Origin of the sequence: Agrobacterium sp. ST15.16.055, assembly GCF_027956555.1 — a bacterium.
Lineage (GTDB): Bacteria > Pseudomonadota > Alphaproteobacteria > Rhizobiales > Rhizobiaceae > Agrobacterium > Agrobacterium salinitolerans.
Genome location: NZ_JAQKGN010000009.1, coordinates 30822 through 57596, shown reverse-complemented (window position 1 = coordinate 57596; position 26775 = coordinate 30822). Strand labels below are relative to the sequence as shown.

Annotated in this window: 23 protein-coding genes; 18 read left to right on the top strand and 5 right to left on the bottom strand. The window is 60.1% G+C overall.

Features of this window, described 5'->3' with window-relative positions; genetic code table 11:
* Nucleotides 1-107: 107 nt before the first annotated feature.
* The 9 genes from PL599_RS14455 to PL599_RS14415 all read left to right on the top strand — a co-directional run bounded on the left by PL599_RS14455 (nt 108) and on the right by PL599_RS14415 (nt 10754).
* Nucleotides 108-1256: an acyltransferase family protein gene (locus tag PL599_RS14455; RefSeq protein WP_077984857.1), complete on the top strand. Its 1149-nt coding sequence runs from the start codon at nt 108-110 to the stop codon at nt 1254-1256.
* A 4-nt stretch (nt 1257-1260) separates the two neighbouring features.
* On the top strand, nt 1261-2052 hold the full coding sequence (locus PL599_RS14450; RefSeq protein ID WP_271359197.1) for a glycoside hydrolase family 16 protein: 792 nt from the start codon (nt 1261-1263) through the stop codon (nt 2050-2052).
* A gap of 65 nt (nt 2053-2117) precedes the next feature.
* Entirely contained in the window at nt 2118-3299 is a 1182-nt protein-coding gene (locus PL599_RS14445) for a glycosyl transferase family 1 (protein WP_271359195.1), read from the top strand.
* A 17-nt stretch (nt 3300-3316) separates the two neighbouring features.
* Nucleotides 3317-4315, top strand: coding sequence for a glycosyltransferase family 2 protein (locus PL599_RS14440; RefSeq protein WP_271359194.1), 999 nt, complete (start codon nt 3317-3319; stop codon nt 4313-4315).
* The gene (locus tag PL599_RS14435; protein WP_271359193.1) at nt 4312-5256 is read left to right on the top strand and encodes a glycosyltransferase; all 945 of its coding nucleotides are present in this window, start codon (nt 4312-4314) and stop codon (nt 5254-5256) included. Before PL599_RS14440 ends, PL599_RS14435 begins: the two co-directional genes overlap by 4 nt.
* Nucleotides 5256-6251 (top strand): glycosyltransferase family 2 protein, encoded by a 996-nt coding sequence (locus PL599_RS14430; RefSeq protein ID WP_142913405.1) that lies wholly within the window; start codon nt 5256-5258, stop codon nt 6249-6251. The genes PL599_RS14435 and PL599_RS14430 overlap by 1 nt, the downstream gene beginning before the upstream one ends.
* Nucleotides 6252-6318: 67 nt before the next feature.
* On the top strand, nt 6319-7224 hold the full coding sequence (locus PL599_RS14425; protein WP_269824604.1) for a UTP--glucose-1-phosphate uridylyltransferase: 906 nt from the start codon (nt 6319-6321) through the stop codon (nt 7222-7224).
* A gap of 107 nt (nt 7225-7331) precedes the next feature.
* The gene (locus PL599_RS14420) at nt 7332-9680 is read left to right on the top strand and encodes a Wzz/FepE/Etk N-terminal domain-containing protein (RefSeq protein ID WP_269824605.1); all 2349 of its coding nucleotides are present in this window, start codon (nt 7332-7334) and stop codon (nt 9678-9680) included.
* Nucleotides 9681-9809: 129 nt separating this feature from the next.
* Nucleotides 9810-10754: a 2-hydroxyacid dehydrogenase gene (locus tag PL599_RS14415; RefSeq protein WP_269824606.1), complete on the top strand. Its 945-nt coding sequence runs from the start codon at nt 9810-9812 to the stop codon at nt 10752-10754.
* 21 nt (nt 10755-10775) lie between these two features.
* On the opposite strand, the gene PL599_RS14410 is transcribed toward PL599_RS14415, so the two are convergent.
* Complete coding sequence (locus tag PL599_RS14410) at nt 10776-13751, bottom strand: PAS domain-containing protein (RefSeq protein ID WP_269824607.1); 2976 nt, start codon at nt 13749-13751, stop codon at nt 10776-10778.
* 364 nt (nt 13752-14115) lie between these two features.
* Here PL599_RS14410 and PL599_RS14405 point away from each other — a divergent pair, with 364 nt between their 5' ends.
* From PL599_RS14405 to PL599_RS14395, 3 genes are all read left to right on the top strand, one after another.
* Nucleotides 14116-15114 (top strand): ABC transporter substrate-binding protein, encoded by a 999-nt coding sequence (locus PL599_RS14405; protein WP_080794454.1) that lies wholly within the window; start codon nt 14116-14118, stop codon nt 15112-15114.
* A 221-nt stretch (nt 15115-15335) separates the two neighbouring features.
* Entirely contained in the window at nt 15336-16223 is an 888-nt protein-coding gene (locus PL599_RS14400; protein ID WP_077984771.1) for an ABC transporter permease, read from the top strand.
* Entirely contained in the window at nt 16216-17277 is a 1062-nt protein-coding gene (locus PL599_RS14395) for a quaternary amine ABC transporter ATP-binding protein (protein ID WP_137412516.1), read from the top strand. The genes PL599_RS14400 and PL599_RS14395 overlap by 8 nt, the downstream gene beginning before the upstream one ends.
* Here the strand turns inward: PL599_RS14395 and PL599_RS14390 are convergent.
* Nucleotides 17274-18512: a TIGR03862 family flavoprotein gene (locus PL599_RS14390; RefSeq protein WP_269824608.1), complete on the bottom strand. Its 1239-nt coding sequence runs from the start codon at nt 18510-18512 to the stop codon at nt 17274-17276. The two genes, PL599_RS14395 and PL599_RS14390, sit on opposite strands and share 4 nt — an antisense overlap.
* Nucleotides 18513-18565: 53 nt before the next feature.
* Here PL599_RS14390 and PL599_RS14385 point away from each other — a divergent pair, with 53 nt between their 5' ends.
* From PL599_RS14385 to PL599_RS14375, 3 genes are all read left to right on the top strand, one after another.
* A complete protein-coding gene (locus tag PL599_RS14385) occupies nt 18566-19153 on the top strand; it encodes an IMPACT family protein (RefSeq protein ID WP_269824609.1) in 588 nt (195 codons plus the stop codon).
* A 138-nt stretch (nt 19154-19291) separates the two neighbouring features.
* Entirely contained in the window at nt 19292-19960 is a 669-nt protein-coding gene (locus PL599_RS14380; RefSeq protein ID WP_191218029.1) for a pseudouridine synthase, read from the top strand.
* 7 nt (nt 19961-19967) lie between these two features.
* The gene (locus PL599_RS14375; protein ID WP_269824610.1) at nt 19968-20594 is read left to right on the top strand and encodes a class I SAM-dependent methyltransferase; all 627 of its coding nucleotides are present in this window, start codon (nt 19968-19970) and stop codon (nt 20592-20594) included.
* On the opposite strand, the gene PL599_RS14370 is transcribed toward PL599_RS14375, so the two are convergent.
* On the bottom strand, nt 20595-20780 hold the full coding sequence (locus PL599_RS14370) for a hypothetical protein (protein WP_077984766.1): 186 nt from the start codon (nt 20778-20780) through the stop codon (nt 20595-20597). It abuts the gene before it with no gap.
* Between the two features lie 185 nt (nt 20781-20965).
* Between PL599_RS14370 and PL599_RS14365 the strand changes: the two genes are divergently transcribed.
* Nucleotides 20966-22192 carry a PQQ-dependent sugar dehydrogenase gene (locus tag PL599_RS14365; RefSeq protein WP_142913396.1) on the top strand — a complete coding sequence of 409 codons (1227 nt, stop codon included), beginning with the start codon at nt 20966-20968 and terminating at the stop codon, nt 22190-22192.
* Nucleotides 22193-22296: 104 nt separating this feature from the next.
* Nucleotides 22297-23313 (top strand): DNA topoisomerase IB, encoded by a 1017-nt coding sequence (locus tag PL599_RS14360; RefSeq protein WP_269824611.1) that lies wholly within the window; start codon nt 22297-22299, stop codon nt 23311-23313.
* A 107-nt stretch (nt 23314-23420) separates the two neighbouring features.
* Here the strand turns inward: PL599_RS14360 and PL599_RS14355 are convergent, their stop codons facing one another.
* Both PL599_RS14355 and PL599_RS14350 read right to left on the bottom strand, forming a co-directional pair.
* Entirely contained in the window at nt 23421-24143 is a 723-nt protein-coding gene (locus PL599_RS14355; protein ID WP_137412523.1) for a response regulator transcription factor, read from the bottom strand.
* A gap of 1 nt (nt 24144) precedes the next feature.
* The gene (locus PL599_RS14350) at nt 24145-25380 is read right to left on the bottom strand and encodes a GAF domain-containing sensor histidine kinase (protein WP_269824612.1); all 1236 of its coding nucleotides are present in this window, start codon (nt 25378-25380) and stop codon (nt 24145-24147) included.
* Nucleotides 25381-25683: 303 nt separating this feature from the next.
* Here PL599_RS14350 and PL599_RS14345 point away from each other — a divergent pair, with 303 nt between their 5' ends.
* Nucleotides 25684-26700 (top strand): ABC transporter substrate-binding protein, encoded by a 1017-nt coding sequence (locus PL599_RS14345; protein ID WP_077984853.1) that lies wholly within the window; start codon nt 25684-25686, stop codon nt 26698-26700.
* The last annotated feature ends 75 nt before the right edge of the window (nt 26701-26775 follow it).

Below are 26775 nucleotides of genomic sequence, written 5' to 3'. Positions count from 1 at the left end.
TCGCCACATTTTATCCCAAAGTCGAAACCAGACTTTCCAGTGCGGGCTTAAGTTCGTTCTGGTTGCAACGCGGCGTGGGTGGACGCCGCCCAATAGGGGTGACTGATGTGACTGTCGATCAGAACCTATCCTCCCGTATCAATTTGATGCGCATATTGCTGATTTCGGGGATCGTGTTCGTGCACGTGCCGCACGATGCCGAAACCAGCCCTTTTCTCGGCCTTTACGGCTTCTTCGATTGGCTGCGCGTTTTCCTGGGCGATGCGCTCTTCCGTATCGGCGTGCCCTGCCTCAGCGCCATCTCAGGTTACCTGCTGTTTCGCCGCGGCATGAGTGAATTCAATTATCCGGCAACAATCCGCTCCAAATCGAAGACCGTGCTTTTGCCCTTCCTTCTGTGGAATGGCGCGCTGTTTGCCGCCGTATTGCTGATCCAGCTCTTCGATGTCGGCGTGGGGTATTTCCCCGATCTGTGGAATGCCAGCCCGCGCGAAATCCTCAGCCATGGTACGGCACTCGAAGAACTGCCGGTGAACGTGCCGCTTTATTTTCTGCGCGACCTTTTTGTCTGCATTCTGCTGTCGCCGGTGCTCGCATTTCTGATGCGCCGCTTCGCGCTGCCGACGCTCGCAATCCTGTTGATCATCACGGCCATGCCGGACCTGACGATCTTCATCGTGCAGAAGAAATCGATCCTCTTCAGCTTTTCGCTCGGCATTGCGCTTGCGCTGCACCGGGTCGATGTCAAGGCGCTTGATCCCTACGCCCTGCCGATCATGGTGCTAACCTTCACGGCATCCGCCATTCTTGCTACGGGTCTTTATTTCACCGGCCCGGAATTCACCTTCTGGCTCAACATGTCGCGCAATCTGCTCGCGGTCTTCGGCGCGCTTGGCTTCTGGGTGTCTTCATCGATCCTGATCCGCAGCAGGCTTGGCCAGCGGCTTGCCGAGACCGGCAGCCTCAGCTTCTGGATATTCTGCGCCCACTACCCGCTGCTGGTCATCATGTGGATGGTCTGGAACAAGGGCGGGCCGGACTTTTATCCCGCCTTCTATATCAGCGCGACATTGTCCGCCTTCGTCATCCTGATCATCAGCAACGCGCAGACACGCAAATATCTGCCCACCGTCTATTCCGTGCTCACCGGGAGCCGCAGCGGCAAACGCAAGACGGCAACTGCTTCCCCGACCAAACGGGCCTCCATAATCGGCCCGCCCACATCCGAAACGCTTTATTCGCAACGACAGAGGTGAACCAATGACAACATTTGTCACCCGCGTTCAGACACGCATTCTTCTTGCCGCAGCCCTTTCGGCCACGGCTTTCGCAATACCGATGCAGGCGCAGGAAGGCAACGGCGCGTCCTTCACCGAGAATTTCGACCAGATGGACAGAAGCTTCTGGTACGTTTCAGACGGCTGGAACAACGGCGCGCATCAAAACTGCACATGGTCGAAAAAATTGGCGACGGTGGAAAACGGCCAACTCACACTCGGTTTCGAAGAAGCCAAGGCTGGGGACCGCAAATTCGCCTGCGGCGAAATCCAGACCAAGGGCCGCTATCGTTACGGCACCTATGAAGCGCGTATGAAGGCCGCAACCGGCTCCGGACTGAACTCCGCCTTCTTCACCTACATTGGCCCGACCGACAAGAAACCGCACGACGAAATCGACTTCGAGGTTCTCGGCAAAAATACCGGCCAGGTGCAGCTCAACCAATATATCTCCGCCAAGGGCGGCAATGAGAAGCTGGTGCCGGTGGAAGGTGGAGCCGATGCCGGTTTCAACGACTATGCCTTCGTCTGGGAACCACAGCGCCTGCGTTATTACGTCAACGGCAAGCTCGTTCATGAAGTCACGGACGCAACGAAAATCCCGCAAAACGCCCAGAAGATTTTCTTCAGCCTGTGGGGCACCGATACGCTGAAGGACTGGATGGGCAAGTTTGCTTATGCCGGGCCGTCGCAGATGGTCGTTGACCGCTTCTCATTCACTGCCCTCGGCGACAAGTGCCAGTTCCCGGAAAGCATCGCCTGCGCTCTGAACTGACCGGATTTTTTGAACCAAAACCTGTGCTGCGACGTCTTTGACGCGCGAACCAACCGGAACCCTGCATGACCCATATTCTCTATCTCGCGCATGATCTGTCGGACCCCGCCATTCGCCGGCGGGTGCTGACCTTGCTCGCGGGCGGGGCGCGGGTCACGCTGGCAGGTTTCCGGCGCGGGCGGAACCAGCTGGCGGAAATCGAGGGCGTCGTGCCCGTCGTGCTTGGGGAGACCGCCGACGGGCAGTTTCTGCAGCGCATGGCGGCTGTGGCAAAAGCCAGCCTTTCGCTTGGAAAGCTCCTGAGCGGCATCCCGACACCCGACATCATTCTTGCCAGGAACCTCGAAATGCTGGCTCTGGCAAAGCGGGCCATGTCGATCTATGGCGGCCAGCCAGCACTGGTTTACGAATGTCTCGATATTCACCGCCTGCTTCTCAACAAAGGCAGGCCCGGACAGCTGCTGAATGCTGCGCAACGTTATTTCGCACGCGACGCCAAACTGCTGGTCACGAGTTCTCCGGCATTCGTGGAGCATTATTTCAAGCCCGTCTCCGGCCTTAACCTTCCCGTCCTCCTGCAGGAAAACAAGGTGCTGACGCTCGACGCCACCTTTGCCGCCACGCCGCAACCGCGCGCACCGGCCCCCGGAGAACCCTGGAAAATCGGCTGGTTCGGCGCACTCCGCTGCCGCAAATCACTCGAAATCCTCGCCGACTTTGCCCGCCGCATGGAAGGCCGGGTCGAAATCATCCTGCGTGGCCGGCCGGCCTATTCGGAGTTTACCGATTTCGATGGCTTCGTGGCCGCTGCCCCGCATTTGCACTTCCACGGACCTTACAAAAACCCCGAGGATCTAGCCGCGATCTACAACGAGGTGCAGTTCACCTGGGCGATCGACTTTTTCGAAGAAGGCCAGAATTCCAGCTGGCTGCTGCCCAATCGGCTTTATGAAGGCGGCCTTTATGGCACCCTGCCGATTGCGCTTTCCGGCACGGAAACCGCCCGATTCATCGAAAAACGCGATATCGGCTTTGTCTTGGCAAATGCAAGCCCGGACGACCTCGCCGCACTGTTCGGCCAAATGACGCCGCAAACCTATGCGAACGCCTTCGACACCCTCTCGGCAATCGACAGGAAACAATGGCTGACGGACCGCGACGATTGCCGTCAGCTGGTGCAGCACTTGTCCTCGCTTTCCAAATCCGCTTCCGGCCATGCCCGTGAAGCGCAGTTTTCAACCGTGTAGTGCGTAGGGGGCAAATTATGGAAGGTCTTGGTCATCACGGCATCAGAACGCTGATCGTCATTCCTTGCCTCAATGAGGCAAAGACGATCGAGGGGCTGCTTGTCAAATTCACCAATGCAATGCAGGGGCGTCTCTTCCGTATCGTGGTTGCCGATGGCGGCAGCACGGATGGAACCCGCGATATCGTTTCCGCCTTTGCGGCGACGGATGACCGCGTCACACTTCTCGCCAATGCGAAGCGCATCCAGAGCGCTGGCATCAACCTTGCCGTTGCCACCTTCGGCGAGGATTTCGACTATCTCATCCGCATCGACGCCCATGGCGATTATCCCGATGACTATTGCCAGCGGCTGATCGAAGATGCGGAACGCACCGGCGCGGATTCTGTCGTCGTCGCCATGGACACCATCGGCCACGGCCTGTTTCAGAAAGCGACGGCCATCGCCCAGAATTCCAAGCTCGGCAATGGCGGTTCCAAGCACCGCGAGGGTGCCAAAGGCCACTGGATCGACCATGGCCATCACGCCTTGATGCGGATTGCCGCCTTCGACGCGGTCGGCGGCTATGACGAGAGCTTCAGCCACAATGAGGATGCCGAACTGGATTTCCGCCTGCGCAAATCCGGTTTCCGTATCTGGATGACCGACAAGACCCGCATGACCTATTATCCGCGCGCCAGCGTCATGCCGCTGTTCCGGCAATATCTCGCCTATGGCCGCGGCCGCGCGAAGAACCTCCTGAAGCATCGCTCGATCCCGAAAATCCGCCAGATGATCCCGCTCGCCGTCTTGCCGGTGTTCATCTTCGCGCTGCTATCGCTCGTGCATTGGGCGGCCCTTATCCCGCTCGGCCTCTGGATCGCCGCATGTTTGGGCTATGGCTTGTGGATGGCAATAGGTCAGAAAAACCCATACGGCCCGCTCGCTGCCTTTTCGGCGATGGTGATGCATCTGGCCTGGTCCACCGGCTTCTGGCTGGAACTCCTGAAATTCCGGGGAAGAAAGGCTGTCTCATGACCGACAACACCGTCACCCGCCCAGATGATTCGAAAACCGTCGATATCGGCATTTGCACCTACAGACGCCCGGCACTTATCGCCACACTTCTGTCACTCTTCGAGCTGGACGTGCCGGAAGGCGTGAAAGTTCGGCTGATCGTTGCCGATAATGACGAGGAGCCAAGCGCCAGGGCGAGCGTCGATCGCCTGCGCGAAACCGCTCCGTTCGAGATCACCTATGTCCATTGCCCGAAATCGAATATTTCGATTGCCCGCAATGCCTGCCTGTCGGAATGCAAGGCGGATTATCTCGCCTTCATTGATGATGACGAGACCGCCCCGCCGCACTGGCTATCCGCCCTTCTGGAAAAAGCCGGCGAGACCGGTGCGGAAGCGGTTCTCGGCCCCGTAGCGGCCGTTTACCGGGACAATGCGCCGGGATGGATGAAACGCGGCGATTTCCACTCGACCGTTCCGGTCTGGGTGAATGGCGAGATCATCACCGGCTATACCTGCAACACGCTGCTCAAGATGGATGCGCCTTCGGTGAAGGGCCGGCGCTTCGCGCTGGCGCTCGGCCAGAGCGGCGGCGAAGACACCCATTTCTTCTCGCATCTTCACGCCGCCGGCGGGCGTATTGTCTTTGCGGAAGATGCCATGTTGTCCGAACCCGTGCCGGAAAATCGCGCAAGCTTCCTATGGCTTGCCAAACGCCGCTTCCGATCCGGCCAGACCCACGGCCGCGTGCTGGCGGACAGGAAACCCGGTATACGCCGCGTGGGGCAGGTGCTGAAGGCAGGTTCGAAAGTGCTTTATTGCGCGCTCTTCGCCGCCTTGAACGGTTTCAACGCCGTGCGCCGCAATCGTTATGCGCTGCGTGGCGCACTGCATATGGGCTCGATGAGCGGCGCTTTCGGCGTGCGCGAAATCCGCCAGTATGGCGCGGTGGAGGCGACCTGATGGAAAACCTTGCCTCACCGCCCGATATCAGCTTCATCATCGCCGCCTATAATGCGGCCGATACAATCGAAGCCGCCATCCACAGCGCGCTCGACCAGCAGGGTGTGACGCTGGAAGTGATCGTCGTCGACGACCGTTCCGCCGATGACACTATCCCGTTCGTTGAGGGGATTGCCGCCATTGACCCACGTGTGCGCCTGCTTGCGCTGGAAGAAAACCGCGGTCCGGGTGGTGCACGCAATGCCGGCATCGAGGCCGCGACGGGACGCTGGATCGCCGTGCTCGATTCCGACGACGTCATCCGTCCGCAGCGTTCCGCCTGCATGATGTGCCGGGCGGAGGCCGCGAATGCTGAGATCGCTGTCGATAATCTCGATGTCGTCTATACCGACGGCAGACCGATGGAGACGATGTTTCCGGAAGAGTTTCTGGAGGAACGCTCTGCCCTCACGCTCGAGGACTTCATTTCCTCCAACATCCTGTTCCGTTCCACCTTCAATTTTGGCTACATGAAGCCGATGTTCCGGCGCGATTTCCTCAATAGCGAGGCTCTGCGCTTCCGCGAGGATATACGTATCGGCGAGGATTATATCCTGCTCGCCTCGGCGCTCGCTGCCGGCGGCCTCTGTGTAATCGAACCGAAGCCGGGCTATATCTACAATATCCGCGAAGGCTCGATTTCGCGTGTGCTCGAACTTCATCACGTCGAAGCGATGATGCGGGCGGATCAGGAGTTCCTCAGCCATTACACTTTGCTGCCGGCAGCCATGGATGCGCAGCAGGCGAGAAGCCGCAGCCTGCGGCTGGCGCATAATTTTCTGACATTGGTGGAAAACATCAAGAGCCGCTCGGTACTCGGCGCCTTGAAGACCACGATAAGGGATCCTGCCGTGCTGGGGCATTTGCGAATGCCAATTGCAGTGCGGCTGAGGAGGTTGCGGGACGCCATGTTTGCGCCCGCGGCGAATACAGGGGTGAAAAGACAGATTTCGTAAAATTGACGCGTGGACGAAATCTGCGCGGGGACTGGGGACAGATCAAACCTTGATGAAGGAGAACGCGATGGACCTGAACAAAACTGTCAGAAAAGCCGTCATTCCCGTAGCTGGCAACGGCACACGGTTTCTGCCCGCCACCAAGGCGATGCCGAAGGAAATGCTGACGATCGTGGATCGTCCCGTCGTACAATATGCCGTCGATGAGGCCATGCAGGCCGGCATCGAACACATTATTTTCGTGACGAGCCGCAACAAGACCGCCATCGAAGACTATTTCGACAGCGCGCCGGAACTCATCAATACGCTGACCCGCTCCGGCAAGACCGTGCAGGTGCTGCAGCTGGAAAAGATGCTGCCGGTTGCCGGCACCGTCAGCTATACGCGCCAGCAGGTGCCGCTCGGTCTCGGCCACGCCGTGTGGTGCGCGCGCGAGCTGGTAGGCAAGGAGCCTTTCGCCCTGCTTCTGCCGGACATGGTTTCTTACGGCGCACGCGGCTGTATCGCCGGGCTGATGGAGCTTTACGATGAAGTCGGCGGCAATATTCTCGGCGTCGAGGAATGCCTGCCTGAAGAAGTCTCGTCCTATGGCGTCGTTGGCGTCGGCCAGAAGGTCAATCACGGCTTTTCCGTCACCGAAATGGTTGAAAAGCCGGAACCATCCAAGGCGCCTTCGAATTATTACCTGAATGGCCGTTACATCCTGCAGCCGGAAATCTTCGATATTCTCGCCAAGCAGGAGCGCGGCGCGGGCAATGAAATCCAGCTGACCGACGGCATGAAGCGGCTCGCCGAGAAGCAGCCGTTCCACGCGCAGAAATATTCGGGCCGCACCTTTGATTGCGGCAGCAAGCAGGGCTTCATTGCCGCCAACGTCGCCTTTTCGCTGATGCGGGCGGACATGGAAGCACAGGTTCTCGCTTCGGTGAAGGAACTGGTGGCGAACCACGAAAGCCGCGTCCAGGCGGCCTGACTTTCATCGCGCCGCCGGGGGAGGCGGCCGGCGCACCAATAACGGGAGGCGGGAAGGCGAGTTTGCTCGGCTTCCCGCGTACCATTTTTAGTTCACAAGGTAGGTCCATGCACCACAAGACCTTTAAATCCAATATCGGTTTTCCGGAGTCCGGCAAGGATTCCGACACGTTCATCGACCTCGACCGCCTGTGGGCCGCCGTGGTGCGCCGCGCCAATGTCATTGCCGCCTCCGTCATCGCCGCCGTGGTTCTGGCCGGCCTCTATCTGGTGCTTGCGACCCCCGTTTACACCGCGATGACGCAGGTGCTCCTGGATGAAAGCCTTTCCCGCTATGCGGAAGAGGAATCACCGGTGCCCGCAGCCCAGATCGTCGACAACCGCATCGCCAGCGCCGTGGAAATTCTGAAATCCAAGGAAATGGCGCTGACCGTAGTCGACAAGGCCAAGCTCGATGAGAACGACACCATCGTCAATCCGCCGATGTCGCCGGTCCAGCTCGTCAAATCCTCCGTGCGCGGCATTCTCGATCTCGTCCTGCCGGGCGATCCGCCGGTTTCCGAAGCCGCAATGCGCGCTGGACGCCGCGAGAAGGCCGCCGCGGTGCTTCAGCAGTCGCTGACGGTGGAACGTGTCGGCCGCAGCTCGGTCATCGCCATCTCCACCCGCTCGACCGACCGCCAGCTTGCAGCGCAGATCGCCAAGACCTATGCACAGGCCTATCTTACCGAACAGCTTAACGCCAATTTCGACGCCAGCGAGCGCGCTTCGGTATGGTTGCAGGAACGCATGACCGACCTCAACCAGCGCGCCCAGGCCGCTGAACTGGCGGTGCAGAAATTCAAGTCGGACAACAACATCGTCTCCTCGCGCGGCGAACTGATGTCGGAAAGCCAGCTTGCCGACCTCAACGGCCAGCTGATTGCCGCGCAGGCGGATGCCGCGACGGCCTCCGCCCGTTACAACCAGTATAAGTCGATCATCGACCGTGGACCGGAAACGGCGGTCGATAACGCCGTTGTCTCGGCCCGCGATACCGACAATTCGGTCATTCAGGATCTGCGAAAGCGCTACATCACCATCTCCGACCGGCAGCGGGGTATCATCCAGCAATTCGGCGCCGACCATCCGCAGGCGACCGCGCTTGAGGCCGAGAAGAAAGAAGTATCGCAGCAGATCTTCCAGGAATTGCAGCAGCTCACCGGCAGCTTCAAGAACGAATATGACGTCGCCAATTCCCGCGTGCAGTCGTTGCGCGACAATATCGACCGGGTGGCGGGCCGCAATTCGCAAGCCAATATCACCATGGTCCAGCTGCGCGAACTCGAGCAGCGGGCAACCGCTCTGCGCACCCTCTACCAGTCCTATCTCGGTCGCTTCGAGGAGGCTTCCCAGAAGCAGTCGCTGCCCATCGCCAAGGCGCGCATCATTTCCGAAGCGGGCCTGCCGACTTCGCCTTCCAGCCCGAAAAAGACCATGACCATGGCGCTTTCGGTCGTTCTCGGCCTGATGCTGGGCGGCGGCATTGCAGCGCTTCTCGAATTCCGGGATCGCTTTTTCCACACCGGCAACGATGTACGCGACAATCTTCGCATGCGCTTTCTCGGTTACCTTCCCTTTATCGGGGAAAGGGGCGTGGAAAACGCCAAGACCGGTAACAGCGCCGCCACCCCCGGCGGCGAGAACGCCACGCTTGATGACAGCGGCCAGGTCTCGTTCCAGAAGATGCTGCGCCTTGCCGTCGACAGCCCGCGTTCCAGCTTTGCGGAAACGCTCCGCAATGTGAAGCTGACGGCGGACGTCGTCATTCAGGAGCGGCCCTGCCGGGTCATCGGCGTCATTTCCTGCCTGCCGAACGAGGGCAAATCTGTCGTGGCGCTCAATCTCGCCGGGCTGATCGCCTCCACCGGCAAACGAACGCTTGTCGTGGATGCGGATATCCGCAATCCCGGCCTCAGCCGCATGCTGACCACACGGCAATCCGCCGGTCTGGTGGAAGTGGTGCTCGATGAAATCCCGTGGACGCAGGCGGTGAAGGTGGATACGCGCACGAAAATGGGCATCCTGCCGGTTTCCACCAGCAACCAGTTCGCCCATTCGAGCGAGCTGCTCTCCTCCCCCGGCATGCGCAAATTCATCGAATCTGCCCGGGAGGCCTGCGATTACATCATCGTTGACCTTGCGCCTGTCGTTCCCGTCATCGATGCCAAGGCCTTTGCGCCGCAGGTGGACGGTTTCGTGTTCGTGACCGAATGGGGCAAGACGCCGATCCAGATGGTGCAGAACCTGATGGCCAACGAACCGCAGATCGCCAACAAGACGCTTGGCATCGTGCTCAACAAGACCGACATGACGGAATTGCAGCGTTATGCCGGCCCCGGCGGTTCGGAGCATTATCACGAGAAATTCGCGGCCTATTACGGCGATGCAAAGCCGCCGGTGAAGGAAGACGCGTAATGGTGAAACGGTCCGGTGAAAACCGGGCCGTTTCATTCCGTTGACGATTCGAACGACTAACCCATGGTATTGTCAGCCGAAATTGCGCATTGATGGCGCGAAACTAAAATCGCAAGCAGGATCAGTCTCATGCCATCACCCATAGCCTTTGTTTCGCGGATGAATGCGGAAACGGAGACCGTCTGGAAGCAGGCGCTGCGCGCCGCCATGCCGGAAGAGAACATTCTTTCCTTTTCCGAACTGAGCGCGGAACAGAAAGACCAGGTGGATTTCGCCATCGTCGCCAATCCGGATCCTGCCGATATCGCGGCGCTTCCGGGCCTCAAATGGATCCACAGCCTGTGGGCAGGTGTCGAGCGGCTGGTGCTGGAACTGGGCGAAAAGGCTCCTCCCATCGTTCGGCTGAAAGATCCTGAGCTTTCGCGTGTGATGGCCGAAGCCGTGCTGGCATGGACCTATTATCTGCAACGCGATATGCCCGCCTATCGCGAAAACCAAAAAAAGGCGCTCTGGCATGAGCTGGATTACCGCCACCCCGGCGAAATGACCATCGGTCTCCTCGGCCTCGGGGCGCTCGGCACGGCTGCGGCGGAGCGCCTCACCCATGCCGGATTCAACGTCGCCGGCTGGAGCCGTTCGGCCAAGGCGGTCGATGGCGTGGAAACGCTGTCCGGCGATGACGGGCTGCAGGCATTGCTGGAAAAGAGCGACATTCTCGTCTGCCTCGTGCCGCTTACCGATGCGACGCGCGGTCTTTTGAACGCCGAGCGTCTCGCCGCAATGAAGCAGGGCGCGGCACTCATCAATTTCGCCCGCGGCGCAGTGATAGTCGCGGATGACCTGATTGCAGCGCTCGATTCCGGCAGGCTTTCGCACGCCGTTCTCGATGTCTTCGAGCAGGAGCCCTTGCCCGCTGCTTCCGCCTTCTGGCAACACCCCAAAGTGACCGTCCTGCCGCATATTTCCGCGCCGACAAGCCGGGAAAGTTCGGCCCGCATCGTGGCCGGCAATGTGCGCACATGGCGCGAGACCGGCGGGCTGCCGGAAACGGTCGACATGGCCCGCGGTTATTGAGCCGGCAAAGCGGCGACGAGCCTATTGCGTCGCCGCGCTCTTTGCCGTGTGGGCCTGTTTGACGGCCGCGACAATCTGCTGTTCGTCATAGGGCTTGGTCAGGAGAACCGCGCTTGCCGGCGCTCCTTCCGGCAAATGGCTATCCCCCGTCGCAAAAACAATGGCAAGCCCTGGCTTTCGGCGCAGGGCCTCCACCGCCAGTTCGCCGCCCTTCATGTCCGGCAGGCCGATATCGGTGACGAGAACGTCGACCTGATCGGCTTCAATAACCTTTAGCGCCTGCGCCGCATTTCCGGCCTCGACGACGGCAAAGCCGCTCTCTGACAGCATCTCCATCGAATTCATCCGTATCAGCTCGTCATCCTCGACCAGAAGAACGCGTATAGACCGGTTTTTATTTTCGACCGCCCTGACCGGCTCGGAAGGTTTCGAAGAATCCGGCGCAGACGTCGGCTGCGCTCTCGACAACGACACCTGTTTGCGGTTGGCGATGACGTGGCGAATGCGCCGCGCCAGCGCTTCCCGCGTATAGGGTTTGGAGAGAAGCTCCACCCCGGCATCCAGCTTGCCGCCGTGCACGATGGAATTTTCCGTATAACCCGAGGTGAAGAGAACGGCGAGATTGGGCAGCCGTTCCTGCGCGCGGCGCGCCATTTCCCGGCTTTTCAACGGTCCGGGCATTACCACATCGGTGAAGATGACATCGATTAGAATGCCGCTTTCCACCACGGTCAAACCGGCCTGCGCATCACGGGCGGTGAGCACGCGGTAGCCGAGATCGCCCAATGTTTCGACAACGGTGTTGCGCACTTCCTCGTCATCTTCCACCACAAGAATTGTTTCGGTTCCGCCCTCCACGGGACCGTTCGGCGTCACAACTTCCCTGTCCTCATCGGCGGCGGAGCGGGGCAGATACATCTTCACCGTCGTGCCCTGCCCCACCTCGCTATAGATGTTGACATGGCCGCTGGACTGCTTCGCAAAACCATAAACCATCGAAAGCCCCAGCCCGGTGCCCTTGCCTTCCGGTTTGGTCGAAAAAAACGGCTCGAAGACCTTTTCGAGAATCTCCGGCGACATGCCCGACCCCGTATCGGTGACCGCGAGCATCACATATTGCCCCGCCGAGACTTCCGAGTGCTTGCGGGCATAATCGCGGTCGAGAACCGCATTTCCGACCTCAATGGTCAGCTTGCCCTGCCCTTCCATGGCGTCGCGCGCATTGATGGCCAGATTGAGAAGAGCGTTCTCCACCTGGTTGGGGTCGGCATAGGTGTTCCACAGACCGCCCGAGGTGATGACTTCCACCTCGATCGCCTCGCCAAGCGAGCGGCGAAGCAGATCGTCCATGCCGGTCACGAAACGGGCAATATTGATGACACGCGGCTCCAATGCCTGCCTGCGGCCGAAGGCCAGAAGCTGGCTGGCCAGTTTTGCGCCGCGATGGACACCGGCAAGCGCATTTTCCAGCCGCCGCTCCGCACGTTCATTGCCGATCACATCCTTGGAGAGCAATTGCAGATTGCCGGCGATCACTTGAAGAAGATTATTGAAATCATGCGCCACACCGCCGGTGAGTTGGCCAATGGACTCCATCTTCTGCGCCTGCTGCAATGCCTTTTCGGCCTGGCGGCGCTCCGCTATTTCCGCCTCGACACGCGCCTCTAGGCTTTCGTTCAATTGGCGAAGCTGCTCTTCCGCACGGATGCGGTGGCGAATTTCACGCTCGAGATTGCTCGCATGTTCCTTGAGGGTATTTTCGGCCCGCCGCTGTTCGGTGACATCCGTATGGACGCCGACCCATTCGGCGATCGCACCGGCCTTGTCGAAAATCGGCACGCCACGGATCGCAAACGTGCGGTAGACGCCGTCGTGGCGGCGCACCCTATGCTCCCAGATATAGGTCGACTTTTCGGCGACCGCTTTGTTCCAGCTGTCGACAGACCCCTGCCTGTCCTCGGGATGGACCGCGTCCGCCCAGCCAAAACCCCGATACTCTTCCGGAGTCTGGCCCGTCAAAGCGCTCCAGGCGGGTTGCTCACCCAGCATCTTTCCTTCGGCGCTATTGGTCCACAGCACACCGTGAACGGCGTCCACCGCGGCGCGGAAGCGATTGTTGCTGATGAGGATTTCCCGCTCCGAGCGCTTGCGATCCTCGATATCGATGATCAGCACATAAATGCCGTCGATGGAGCCGTCGGCGATGTAACGTGGAACATAACGGATTTCGGCGGCGCGCGCCGTGCCGTCGGGTCTGCTGATCACGGTATCCGAAACGATCTTCTCACCGCTAAGTGCGCGGTCGAGATAGGCCCTGCGGGCCTCGAAAAACGCCTCGCCGACGATTTCGGGAACGCTGCGGCCTATCACCTCGTCGGCGCGGCGGCCAAACCATTCCAGATAGCCGTCATTGGCGAATTTATAAACATAATCACGGTCGACATATCCGACCAGAATGGGCAGGGCATTGGTAAGCCGGCTCAGCTCCTTGCGGCTCTGCTCCAGCGCCTCCAGGGCCTTCACCTTGTCGGTATTTTCAAGCACGGTGCATAAAACGCCGTCCACCGTGCCGCCTTCATTGTAGATCGGCGTGTAGAACAGATCGAAGATCACCTCTTCCGGCACGCCATGCCGCTTCAGCGTCATCGGCTGGTCGCGATAGGCCATGACCTCGCCGCGAAAACCGGCTTCTAGAATGCGGCTGTTCCAGTCCCATATTTCCGGCCAGATGCCGGGCACGGTTCCGCCCAGCGCCTGCGGGTGATAATTGCCGGCGATCTCCGCATAGCCGTCATTATAGATCATCACATGATCCTTGCCCCACATCAGCACCTGCGGAATAGGGGAATTGACGACGGAGTTGGCTTTTTGCCTCAGATTTTGCGGCCAGTCGCAAATAGGACCGAGCGATGTCTTCGACCAGTCGAAGCGGCGCACAAGCTCACCCGTTTCACCGCCGCCGATCGGCCATACCGGGGCAGCACGAAGATTGGTCATTCAACATCACCACAAATCGAGAGGAAATCTCCCGTAATATATGACGAGAGAAAAGTCCACGAAAACAGAAACTTCCGCTGATTGTTCCAGAAGTTTTTTCAAAAAATCGAAAAAGTTCCACGGTGCCGGAAATTTCCTGTCGCATCCGCTAAAGAGCATGAAAATTCAGGGCCTTCGCACCGGAAAATTTACTCATATCCCCCCGGGGAAAGCGGGTAGTCTGAGAATTGGCATCCTCAATACGCCAGAAATTGCCGCAAACGGAATGGCCACAAAGAAATTATTAAGCCTCAATAAGAGTGCTGGCGGTCGCGGTGTCGTCAGCACCCGGGTCTTCGCCACACCGCGACCAGAGGGAACAAAAATGAAAATACTTTTGGGTGCCACAATTCTTTCAGCCGGCTTCGCCTTTTCGGGGGCCGCCGCCTATGCCGCCGACTGCGGAAACGTGACGATTGCCAGCATGAACTGGCAATCCGCCGAAGTCGCCGCCAGCCTCGATAAATTCATTCTTGACAACGGCTATGGTTGTTCCGCCGAAATCGTGACAGGCGACACTGTGCCGACATTGACCTCCATGGCCGAAAAAGGCCAGCCGGATATCGCCCCGGAAGCCTGGGTCAGCCTGCAGCCGGAAATCGTCAAGCGCGGCCTGGAAGGCGGCAAGGTCGTCGCAGCTGCCAAGATCCTTTCGGACGGCGCGGTCCAGGGCTGGTGGATTCCGAAATATGTCGCCGACGCCAATCCGGATCTCAAGACCATTCCCGACCTCTTCAAGCACCCTGAACTGTTCCCCGCGCCGGAAGACAAGTCCAAGGGCGCCGTGTTCAACGGTCCGCAAGGTTGGGGCGGCACGGTTGTCACCGCACAGCTTTTCAAGGCTTTCGGTGGTGAAAAAGCCGGTTTCACCCTCGTCGACACCGGCTCGGCCGCAGGTCTCGATGGCTCCATCGCCAAGGCGTATGAAGCCAAGCAGCCATGGGTCGGTTATTATTGGGCGCCCACTTCGCTGCTCGGCAAATACGAGATGGTGAAGCTCGGCTTCGGCACCGACTATGATGCCGCCGAATGGAAGCGCTGCACCTCGGTCGCCGATTGCGCCGACCCGAAGCCGAACGCATGGCAGGTGGATGACGTACAGACACTTGTCAGCAAGGACTTTGCCGACCGCGCCGGCCCAGCCATGGACTATCTGAACAAGCGCGCCTGGACCAACGACACCGTCAACAAGCTGATCGCCTGGATGACCGACAACCAGGCGACCGGTGAAGACGGTGCCAAGCACTTCCTGAAGGAAAACGAAGCACTGTGGACAGGCTGGGTATCTCCCGATGTCGCGGAAAAGGTCAAGGCCGCCCTTTAAAAGCTGGTTCCTGCATATCTGCCTGGGAAACGGCGTCCGCCAGCGGCGACGCCGCACCCGCATCGGCTCTGGAACGCCTTCCGGCTTTCCGGTGACGATGCGTTGGCTCAACAGAGCGTTCCGCCCTTTCGTTCTGATGGACGCGCGGCGCTCTTGCGATTTTACTCCCGGAGCGCGGAGGATATCGATCCCCGCCTCCGGTTCGTCATGGAGAACAGGATATGGAATGGCTTTTCAAATTTCCGACCATGAATGACGATGCTCTGCGCGCGCTGAAAAAAATCATCGACGAAGGTTTCCGGGGCTTCACCCGAACCTATGGCGGCGCGATAGAGGGGCTCTTCACTCCCCTCCAGAGCTTTCTCATCTGGGCGGAAAGGCTTTTGATCGGAACCCCCTGGCCGATCGTTATTCTTATTGTCGGCGTGCTTGCCTGGTTCGGTAGCCGCAGCGCCACCATTGTTTCGCTGTGTTGCGGCATTCTTTTCGCCATCGGCTGGTTCGGCATGTGGGAAGACACGATGAAGACGGTCTCGATGATCTTCGTCTGCGCCGTGCTGTCCATCATTGTCGGCCTGCCGATCGGTATCGCCATGGCGCGCTCCAACCGCCTGCAGAGCGTGGTCAATCCCATTCTCGACGTCATGCAGACGATGCCGAGTTTCGTCTATCTCATTCCCGTCGTCATGCTGCTCGGCATCGGCCGCGTGCCCGGCGTCATAGCCGTTGTTATCTACGCCATTCCGCCGATGATCCGGCTCACCAATCTCGGCATCCGCATGGTCGACAGCGATGTGCTGGAAGCAGCGGACGCCTTCGGTTCTTCGAAGCGCCAGAAGCTTTTCAAGGTGCAGCTGCCGCTCGCACTGCCCACCATCATGGCCGGCATCAACCAGACCATCATGATGGCGCTCGCCATGGTCGTCATCGCCTCCATGATCGGCGTGCAGGGTCTTGGCCAACCGGTGCTGAAGGCAATCGCCAACCAGTATTTCACGCTCGGCGTGTTCAACGGGCTTGCCATTGTCGGCATCGCCATCATCTTCGACCGCATCAGCCAGGCCTATGGCCTTCGCCTGCAAAAACACCGGGAAGTGGCGCATGGCTAGTCAATCGATCGAAATTCGCAGCCTTTACAAGATTTTCGGGCCCAAGGCGGCCGACTATGTCGAACCCGTCAAGGCCGGCATGTCCAAGGCGGACCTCAACGCCAAACATGGTCATGTGCTCGGCCTGCGCGATATCAACATCACCATGCCGGGCGGACAGATCACCGTCATCATGGGCCTTTCCGGCTCGGGCAAGTCGACATTGATCCGCCACGTCAACCGGCTGATCGACCCGACCGCCGGTGAAATCCTCTATGGCGGCACCGATGTCTGTCGCCTCAACGAAGCGGACCTTCTGGAGTTTCGTCGCCACAAGACGGCGATGGTGTTCCAGAAATTCGGGCTGCTCCCACACCGCAACGTGCTGCAGAATGTCGTCTACGGTCTCGAGGTGCAGGGCGTCGACAAGCGCGAGCGGGAGGAAAGGGCGGAAGTCTGGATCAGGCGCGTGGGGCTGGAAGGCTTCTCCAGCCACTATCCGAACCAGCTTTCGGGCGGCATGCAGCAGCGTGTGGGCCTTGCGCGCGCGTTGACCAACAATGCCGAAATCCTTTTGATGGACGAAGCCTATTCGGCGCTCGATCCATTGATCCGCGTCGACATGCAGACGGTGCTGCTGGAACTGCAGAAGGAACTGAAAAAGACCGTCGTCTTCATCACCCACGATCTCGACGAGGCGCTGCGGCTGGGAGACAAGATCGCCATCCTGCGCGACGGCGAGATCATCCAGCAGGGCACCGCCGCCGAAATCGTCATGTCGCCTGCCGACAGTTATATCGAAGCCTTCGTGGAGGAGGTCAATCGCGGCCGGGTCATCCGCCTCGGCGCCGTCGTTCAGCCGGAATTTTCCGGCCAGTCGCGGCTTCAGCTCGACGCGGACATGACGGTCGAAGAGGGTCTGCGTGCGCTCGTCCGGGAAAATGTCAGCAGCGCCACGGTCGTCGGTGAAGACGGCAAGGCGCTCGGCGCCGTCACCACCGACGCCATCATGCGCTGCCTCGTCAGAACCGCTTCCGGCGAAGATGCAGGCATGGCGGAACGGCTGTCAGGCTAAGCGTCGAGCCACGCGGCCATGCCCTTTGCAGCGGCCTTGCCGGTGGCGAAACAGGCGGTCAAGAGATAACCGCCGGTCGGCGCTTCCCAGTCCAGCATTTCCCCGGCAGCAAATATGCCGGGGAGCATTTCCAGCATGTAGTTCCCATCGAGACCGTTCCACGCCACGCCGCCGGCCGATGAAATCGCCTCGGCAATCGGTCTCGGCCGCAAGAGCGGTATTTCGGCATGTTTTATTCTCGCGGCGACGAACTCATCCGGCATGGCGGCGATGTCGGGAAAAATTTCCCGCAGAAGCCCGACTTTCACCGCCGATAAGCCGGCCGTCTTGCGCATGCGGTTTGCAAAACTCTCCTTCCGCCCGAGCTTCGCCAGATCGCGGCTGAGGCGTTCCACCGTACGTCCGGGCGCAAGATCGGTTGCGAGGGACACTTTGCCCGCCTCTTCCAGCCGGTCGCGCAGCGCAGCGGAATGGGCGTAGATAACGCTGCCCTCAATACCATGCTTCGTGATGACGAATTCGCCCTGAAAGGCCCCTGCCGGCGAAATGGTGATCGTGGATTTCACCGCTTCACCCGCAAAACGCGTGCGGAAGACATCGCTCCAGTCCACGTCAAAACCGCAATTGGCGGGGCGGAACGGGGAAAGCGCCACGCCTTTCTCCGCCAGCGCCGGAACCCATGCGGCATCGGAGCCGAGACGCGGCCAGCTTGCGCCGCCGAGCGCCAGAAGAACGGCATCGGCCTTGATGGTGATCTCGCCCTCCGGTGTCGCGAAAACCAGGTGCTTGCCGGAAAAACCCGTCCAGCGATGCCGCGTCCTGATCGTCACCCCCTGCGCCTCCAGCCGGGCGAGCCATGCCCGCAGCAGCGGCGAGGCCTTCATGACGGTCGGAAACACCCGGCCCGAAGTGCCAACGAAAGTTTCCTGCCCCAGCCCCTGCGCCCAGTCGCGCAGCCTATCCGGTGTAAAATCATCGAGAGCGGCACGCAGCCTCGGTTCCGCATCGCCGAACCGGTGACAAAAGCTGTCATAGTCTTCGGCATGGGTGATGTTGAGGCCGGATTTTCCGGCCATCAGCAATTTACGCGCCACGGTCGGCATCGCCTCGAACACCGTCACGGCATGGCCTGCGGCCGAAAGCATCTCGGCCGCCATCAGCCCCGCCGGTCCGCCGCCGATAATCGCGACCTGCCTCGCCTTTGCCAAAACCCTCTCCATCGCCATCTTCGCCATTCCGAGCCTTATACCGATTTCCGCATGCGAATATATGCGATATTGAAACGCCCATGTTCACGCTCGACCGACCCGTCACCTTTTCGCAGGATATCAAGAAAAGCCGCTTCATCGCCTTTGCCACGCCGGTGACGGGTGAAGAGGATGCGAAGAACTTTCTTGCGGCGCATTCCGATCCGGATGCGAACCATAATTGCTGGGCATGGCGAAGCGGCCAGGCCTATCGTTTCAGCGATGACGGCGAACCCTCGGGAACGGCCGGAAAACCGATCCTTCAGGCCATCGACGGCCAGACACTCGATAATGTCGCCGTTCTCGTCATCCGCTGGTTCGGCGGCATTCTCCTTGGCAGCGGCGGCCTGATGCGCGCTTATGGCGGCACCGCGGCTGCCTGCCTGCGACTTGGCGAGACGTCACCGGTCATCGCCTATGTCATTGCGACGCTTAGCTGCCCTTTCTCTGATCTGGCGCTGGTGAAATCGCGCCTCTCCGCCACACCGAACCTGCGTCTGGAAAGGGAAGATTTTACCGGCGCCGGCGCGGATATGCTGCTCTCGGTGCCGACGGAAGAAGCCGAACGGCTCACCCGTCTTCTCAGCGACCTGACCAGCGGGCGGGTCAATCTCCATATTCCCGACTAGTGTTTTCGCTTTTCTTCGAATCGCGAAAACACTCTAACTCTTTGTTTTGGCGCATTTCCGGACGGAAAACCGGGTTCCACTTTTCCTGGGAATGCTCTCGCGCCTGTCCGAATGCGCAATTCGTGCTAAGGAAGCGACATGTCATCCAAGCTTTCCAACCCCGTCTATCATCCGCCGCTCGACCCCTGGCTCACCATCGTGCACCGCGACGACGATCTTCTGGTGCTCGACAAGCCAAGCGGGCTTCTCTCCGTGCCGGGGCGCGATCCGGCGCTTTCGGACAGCCTGATGTCGCGTGTGCAGAAACAGTTCCCGAAAGCGCTGATGATCAACCGGCTCGACAAGGACACATCGGGTATCGTGCTGATGTCCCTGAACCGCAAGGCGCATGCGGCGATTGCGTCGCAGTTCGAAAACCGTGAGACGCGCAAATCCTATGTGGCCATTGTCTGGGGAGATGTCGCGGGCGAAGAGGGCGAGGTGGATTTGCCGCTGGCCATCGATCCCGAAAACAAGCCCCGTCACCGGGTCGACCAAGAAAACGGCAAACCGGCGCAGAGCCTTTGGCGGGTGCTGGAGCGACTGCCGCTTCCCGCAACCAGACTGGCGCTGACCCCGCTTACCGGCCGCACCCACCAATTGCGGGTGCATATGAAGGCGCTCGGCCATCCGATCCTCGGTGACGAATTTTATGCCGAAGGCGAAGCGCTCGCCGCCGCGCCGCGCCTGATGCTGCATGCGCAGGAGGTCGGGTTCCGCCATCCCGATGGCCGTGACGTCACCTATACCGTACCCTGCCCGTTCTGAGGTCCAGATGAAGGAACAAAACGAAAGCTTCGTGGTGGATTTTGTCGGCGGCGCGGTCGGGCACCGTTTCCGCTCCGGCGAAGGGCGCGGGCAGGCCCTGCCGAAAGCCGCCGGTTTCACCAAAGGCCGCATGCCAAAAATCGTCGATGCCACGGCCGGGCTCGGGCGGGATGCCTTTCTGCTTGCCTCACTCGGCGCGGAAGTGACCCTCATCGAACGCTCGCCGGACATGCATGCTCACCTCGCCGATGGCATTCGCCGCGCGCTGGAGGCGGGCGGCGCCTATGCCGAGGCGGGGGCGCGCATGACGCTGCTTCACGGAGATTCACGCCAGTTGCTGAAAGAGCTTTCACCGGAGGTGGTGATCGTCGACCCCATGCATCCGCCGCGCCACAACACGGCGTTGGTGAAAAAGGAGATGCGGGTGCTGAGGGAACTGGTCGGCTCCGACCCGGACCAGGTGGAGCTGATGGAGGTTGCACTGGAGAATGCAACGAAGCGGGTGGTTCTGAAATGGCCGCTCCGCGCCGATCCGATGCCGGGCATTCGCAAGCCTTCGCATCAGATAACGGGCAAGAACACCCGCTATGATGTCTTCATGATCTTCGGAAAATCTATCGACCGGCAAGAATGATCAGCGAAAGCTTGGCTTGCGCTGCGCATTCATCAGAAGCTCGTGCCGCGAAGCAAATTCGCCGAACAGCTTTCTGAGCCGGGTTTCCTCGGCCTTGTCCAGCCGGTAACGCCGGCAGAATTCCGCGACGTTGAGGATCGGCTTGGCTCTGTTCCCGTCTACGGTCTTGTTGTCGATGATCTGCATGGCGCCCTCCGTGTAACAAAGAGGAAAACGTGACTGCAGGCCGGCGGTTCCTTATGAATTCGCATGGATGAGAAAAGAGCGTGCCGTCTGCACACGCAATGATCAAGTTTTATTGAAACTATCGCAGGAAACGAAATGCTCCCCAAATGGTTCTCGACCAGACGTAAACGATGGAAGGGAGACCCATGTTCCACAACAACCGATTTCTGAGTTCGACGATCCTGTGCGCGCTGCTCACCATGCCGCTTGCCGGGATTGCACAGGCCCAGGCCCCGGCTGCCGAAACGAAACGGCCGAACGCGCCGGATCAGAAACCGGCTTTTGAGGGGCAGACCCGCGCGCCGCAGGCCGCCGCGCAGCCAAGCGTTGAAAAAACCGTGATTGCTGACGCCCTGCCGCATCTCTGGTCGATGGAGTTTCTGCCAGATGGCCGCATGATCGTCGCGGCCAAGGAAGGCGCCATGCATATCGTCGCCGACGGCAAGGCCGGCCCGGCGATAGAAGGTGTACCGGAGGTGGCGTCCGACGGACAGGGCGGACTTCTCGACATCGCGCTGGCTCCCGATTTCGAAACATCGCGCACGATCTTCTTCTCCTTCTCCGAACCGCGCGATGGCGGCAATGGCACGTCGGTAGCCTCGGCAAAACTGACCGAGGAAAGCGGCGCGGCAAAGCTGGACGATGTCTCGGTTATTTTCCGTCAGATGCCGACCTACGACGGCGACAAGCATTTCGGCTCCCGCCTCGTTTTCGGGCCAAACAGCGAGCTTTATGTCACTGTCGGAGAACGTTCGGACGCAAAGCCTCGCGTGCAGGCGCAGGACCTGTCGAGCGGGCTTGGCAAGGTCTTCCGCATCGATACACAGGGCAAGGCCTTTGAAGACAATCCCTTCGCCAGCCAACAGAACGCCCTGCCCGAAATCTGGAGCTATGGCCACCGCAACCTGCAGGCGGCAGCGCTGGACGGAGAAGGCAGGCTCTGGACCGTGGAACACGGCCCGCGCGGCGGCGATGAGCTGAACATGCCGAAAGCCGGCCTGAACTACGGCTGGCCGGTCATCACCTATGGCGTCGAATATAGCGGAAGGTCGGTTGGCGAAGGCGTTACCGCAAAAGAAGGCATGGAACAGCCGGTTTATTATTGGGACCCGGTCATCGGCCCCTCCGGCATGGCCTATTATGACGGCGACCAGATCCCCGAATGGAAGGGCGCTTTCATCGTCGGCGGTCTGGTAAGCCAGGGTCTCGTCATCCTGCATATCGATGGCGACAGGGTCGCGACCGAAAGCCGGTTGCCGCTGGAGGCGCGCATTCGCGACGTGAAGGTCGGGCCGGATGGCGCGATCTATGCCGTGACCGAAGAGCGCGGCGGCGGGAACTCGCAGATTCTGCGGATCGCCAAGGCCGGCTGATTAAAAAGACCGGCTGAGAAAACTCACGATTGGAGCGACAGGCCGCCGGAACGAAGGCGGCCTGTTTTTCGTTTGCCGCAGCGTGAAACCTGCCGGGAAAAACAATGCCACAACCGCCAACCCGCCTTCTTGCCAAAATCGGACTTGCCTATGTCAACGATCAGGAGCCGGGCATTGCCCGGGAAAAACGCGGGCGCGGTTTCTGTTACCGCCTGCCGGGCGGCGAGCTTCTCTCCGACAGCGTCGAACTGAAGCGCATCAAAGCGCTCGGCGTGCCGCCCGCCTATAGGGACGTCTGGATATGCATCGACCCCGCCGGCCATCTGCAGGCTACGGGCTTCGATTCCCGGGGACGAAAACAATATCGCTATCATCCCGACTGGCACGCGTTCCGGGGCGAGACGAAATTTTTCCAGCTCAAAAGCTTCGGCAAGGCTCTGCCCGCCATCCGCCGCCGCGCCATCGCCGATATAGAAAAACAGGACCACGGGCAGGAAATGACGCTTGCAGCGCTCACACTGCTGCTCGATGCCGCCTATCTGCGCGTCGGCAACCGCTCCTATCTCGAAACCAACGGCACCTATGGCGCAACGACGCTGCTCAAGCGGCACGTCTCCTTCGGTGAAACTATCGAGTTGCGATTTGCCGCCAAGGGCGGGCAGAGGGTAAAACGGCAATTGCGCCACCCGCGCCTTCAGAAAATCCTCGAGGAGATCTCCGACCTGCCCGGCAAGGAACTCTTTGTGTGGCAGGACAGTGAAAACCGGGTGCATTCGGTCGATTCCAGCGACCTCAACGCCTACCTCTCCCGCATCGGCGGACAAGGCATTTCCGCCAAGACCTTTCGCACCTGGGGTGGAACATTGGCGGCCTTCTGCAACGCGATGGAACATGTGGCGGCGGGTGACAAGCCAAGCATAAAGGGCATGTGCCAGGCAGCGGCGGCCGAGCTTTCCAACACGCCCGCCATCTGCCGCAAGAGCTATGTGCACCCGGCCGTCCTCGATATCGCCACAGAAGAAAAAGCGCAGAAAAAACTTGGCCGCATCTTGAAGGCCGGGGCAAAGCCCGTCTCCGGCCTCAGGGCGGATGAAAGACGGCTGCTGGCCTTCCTGCCTTAGAGCATTTCCAGTAAAAGTGCGTAGCGGTTTTACGTCCGGATAATGCGATAAAACGAAAAGATAGAGCACATCCGCCGCTTCCGTTTAGAGCGGATGTGCTCTAGGGCTCAGCGGCCGCCGGCCCATTCCGCCAGTTCCCGTTCGGCTCTTTCCAGCGCGCTGTAATTCAACAGCTTACGCAGGAAAGCGACGGTAACCGCACGGGTGCGGAGATTATATCGCCCCTCCGCCTCGTCGTCGCCGGCTGCCTGATGCACGTTCAGCTTCTCGTAGAGGCTTTGCAGCCGGTTCTGCACGCTGCGCAGCGACAGGTTGCGACGGCGGGCAATCGCCTTGTCGGTGAGGCCGAGCGCGACATCGATCAGGATTTCATATTCGGAATCGGTGAAGCCATGGGCCTTGCCCAGGCTCTTTTCCTGCAGGCCGCGCACCTCCCGGTCGATCACGCATTGCGCCTCGATGAAGATGCTGCGCAGCGCCAGCCGCAGGCGGTCATCGGAGGCCGATTTCAGTACGTAACCATAGGCGGCGCCTTCCGGCACGATGCGCGAGACCCCTCGCACATAGGCCTCGTCGGAATAGTTGGACCAGAACAGGATGCGGGTATCCGGCCTTTCCTTCCAGATGGTGCGCGCCGCCTCGATGCCGTTGCGCTCGTTCATCTGCAAATCCATGACGATATGGGCGGCCCGGTTTTCCCGCGCAAGCTTCTCGCCGGTCCTGCCGTTCGCCGCTTCCAGCACATTGTCGCATTCCGGCAGCGCGGCGCGCACCGCTTCGTTCAAATAGGCGCGGTGCAGCGCATCGTCCTCGACGATCAGCACGTCCATGTCACACATCCTCCCGGTGATCGAAAGCACCTTCCGGCAGGGTCACGGTGATGCATGTGCCCGCCCCGTTGCGATTGCCGCCAATATCGAATCTCGCCGAGATCAGCCGCGCCCGCGTCTTCATATTGCCGATGCCGAGGCCGCCGGAAGCCGCGCCGTCACCGCCGCCATTGCCGTCATCGCTCACCGTCACCCTGAGCCCGCCATCGACGGCGGTGAGGTTCACGGCAATGGTTTCCGGCTGGGCATGGCGAATGGCGTTGTTGACCGCCTCCTGCACGATGCGGAACAGCGAGATGGCCACCGTCTTGTCGAGCCTTTCCACCAGCCTGTCCGTCTCATCCGTGACCGACCACTCTATAACCGAGCCGCTGTCGCGCACGGAACGGTCCACATAGGTCTCGATCGCCTCAACGACACCGAACAATTGCAGGATCGAGGGTTTTGCCTCCTCGATGATCTCGCGCAGGTCCTGCATGCAATGCTGCAGGCTGCGCACCACCGGTTCCAGCATTTCGCCGGAAACATCGGCCGAATGGCTCATCCGCTCGATGCGCCGCGCCAGCCGCGTCAAATCCGCCAGTGTTTGGTCGTGCAGATCCATGCCGATACGCTGTCGTTCGGCCTCCAGCGCCTCCGTCAATTGCAGCGCGCCCAGCCGCAGGCCCTCTTCGCGAGCATTGGCGCGCGCCTCCTCGATGGCGGAGCGTTTGGCCTGCTCGGCGGCGCGGATGGCGTAAAAATAAGGGGCCAGCAAATCCGCGACGGCGCGGGCATTCGCCACATCCTCCATCGTATAGGCGTCCGACTGGTGGGAGGAGCAACTCAGCGCGCCGATAATGTCGCCATGCACCTTCATCGGTACATGCAGCCGGCTATGCAGGTTAAGTTCGATGATCGGGCTCGAAAACGACCCTTCGAAATGAAAGCGCGGATCGGAGCAGGCATCGCCGCTCAAGAGGTATTCCACCTCGCCTGACAGCAGTGTCCGGATCGGACTGCCGGTCAGAAGGGCGGGCGGCTGCCGGCTCCAGGCGCTGACGAGGCCGCTCTCATAAGCGATGTGATATTTGTCATCCAGCTGCTTGATGCAGACATCCATATGGTCATGCGGAATGATATGGCCGATCTCGGTGGCGACCGCCTGGATGATGGCGTTGAATTCGAGCTGCCCGGCAAGCAGCCGGGAAATGCCCATATAATGATGAAAAAGAGCGCTTTTCGGCGTATCCAGCATGTGCGGACGCCCTCCCAAGCGCCTGCCTTCGACCATCGCGGCGAATTCAATCCCTTGGGCGCCGCACCGTTCATTCTGCGCCCGGCGGCGGCGTTTCGTCCTGCGGGTTCCCGCATGCTTTCTGCGGAAACCCGCAGGAAGATTGCCGTGATCCGCCTATACAAGCCAAATCTTCTTGGTCATTCTCGCTTTTACTGGGGAAAGGAGCTCCAGTGCAAAGGAATTCCGCCTGCCGCCGAGGAGATTTGCGGTGTTGCGAGAATTCCGGGCTCGAAAAGGGCAAGCCACGAGGGAGGAAATCAAATGGCTTTCAGGAAGATGCTTATGGCATCGGCCGCTGTCGCATGCGCAGCTCTGCCGATCACCGCTCATGCCGATACGTCGGCCAAAAAAATCGCGCTTTCAAACAATTATGCCGGCAATTCCTGGCGTCAGGCGATGCTGACGAGCTGGGACAAGATCACCAAGCAGGCGGTTGCCGACAAGCAGGTCGCCGCCGCTGACGCCTTCACCACAGCCGAAAACCAGGCGACCGAACAGGCCGCGCAGATCCAGAACCTCATTCTCCAGGGTTACGACGCCATCGTCATCAATGCCGCTTCGCCCACCGCCCTTAACGGCGCGGTAAAGGAAGCCTGTGATGCCGGCATCACCGTCGTATCCTTCGACGGCATCGTCACCGAACCCTGCGCATGGCGCATCGCCGTCGATTTCAAGGCGATGGGCGCAAGCCAGATCGACTATCTCGCCAAGGCCATGCCGAAGGGTGGAAACCTGCTCGAAATTCGCGGCCTCGCCGGCGTTTCGGTCGATGACGAAATCCATGCCGGCATCGTCGACGCCGTCGCCAAGAACCCGCAGTTCAAGATCGTCGGTTCGGTCAACGGCGACTGGGCGCAGGATGTTGCCCAGCGCGCCGTCGCCGGCATTCTGCCGAGCCTTCCCGAAATCGCCGCTGTCGTCACGCAGGGCGGTGACGGTTACGGTGCGGCACAGGCTTTCGCCGCCGCCAAGCGTCCAACCCCCACCATCGTCATGGGCAACCGTGAAGACGAGCTGCAATGGTGGAAACAGCAGAAGGATGCCAGCGGTTACGAGACCATGTCCGTTTCCATCGCCCCTGGTGTTTCGACGCTGGCTTTCTGGGTGGCGCAGCAGATTCTTGACGGCAAGGATGTGAAGAAGGACCTGACGGTTCCGTTCCTGCGCATCGACCAGGCCAATCTTGAGGAGAACCTCAAGAACACCCAGAAGGGTGGCGTGGCGAATGTGGAATATTCGCTTGAGGATGCCCAGAAGGTGATTTCGTCGACAAAATAAGTCGCGCATTCACAAACTTCTCCTGCGGCGCTTTAAAAAGAAGCGCCGCAGCGACCTCCATATTCAATTTCAGAT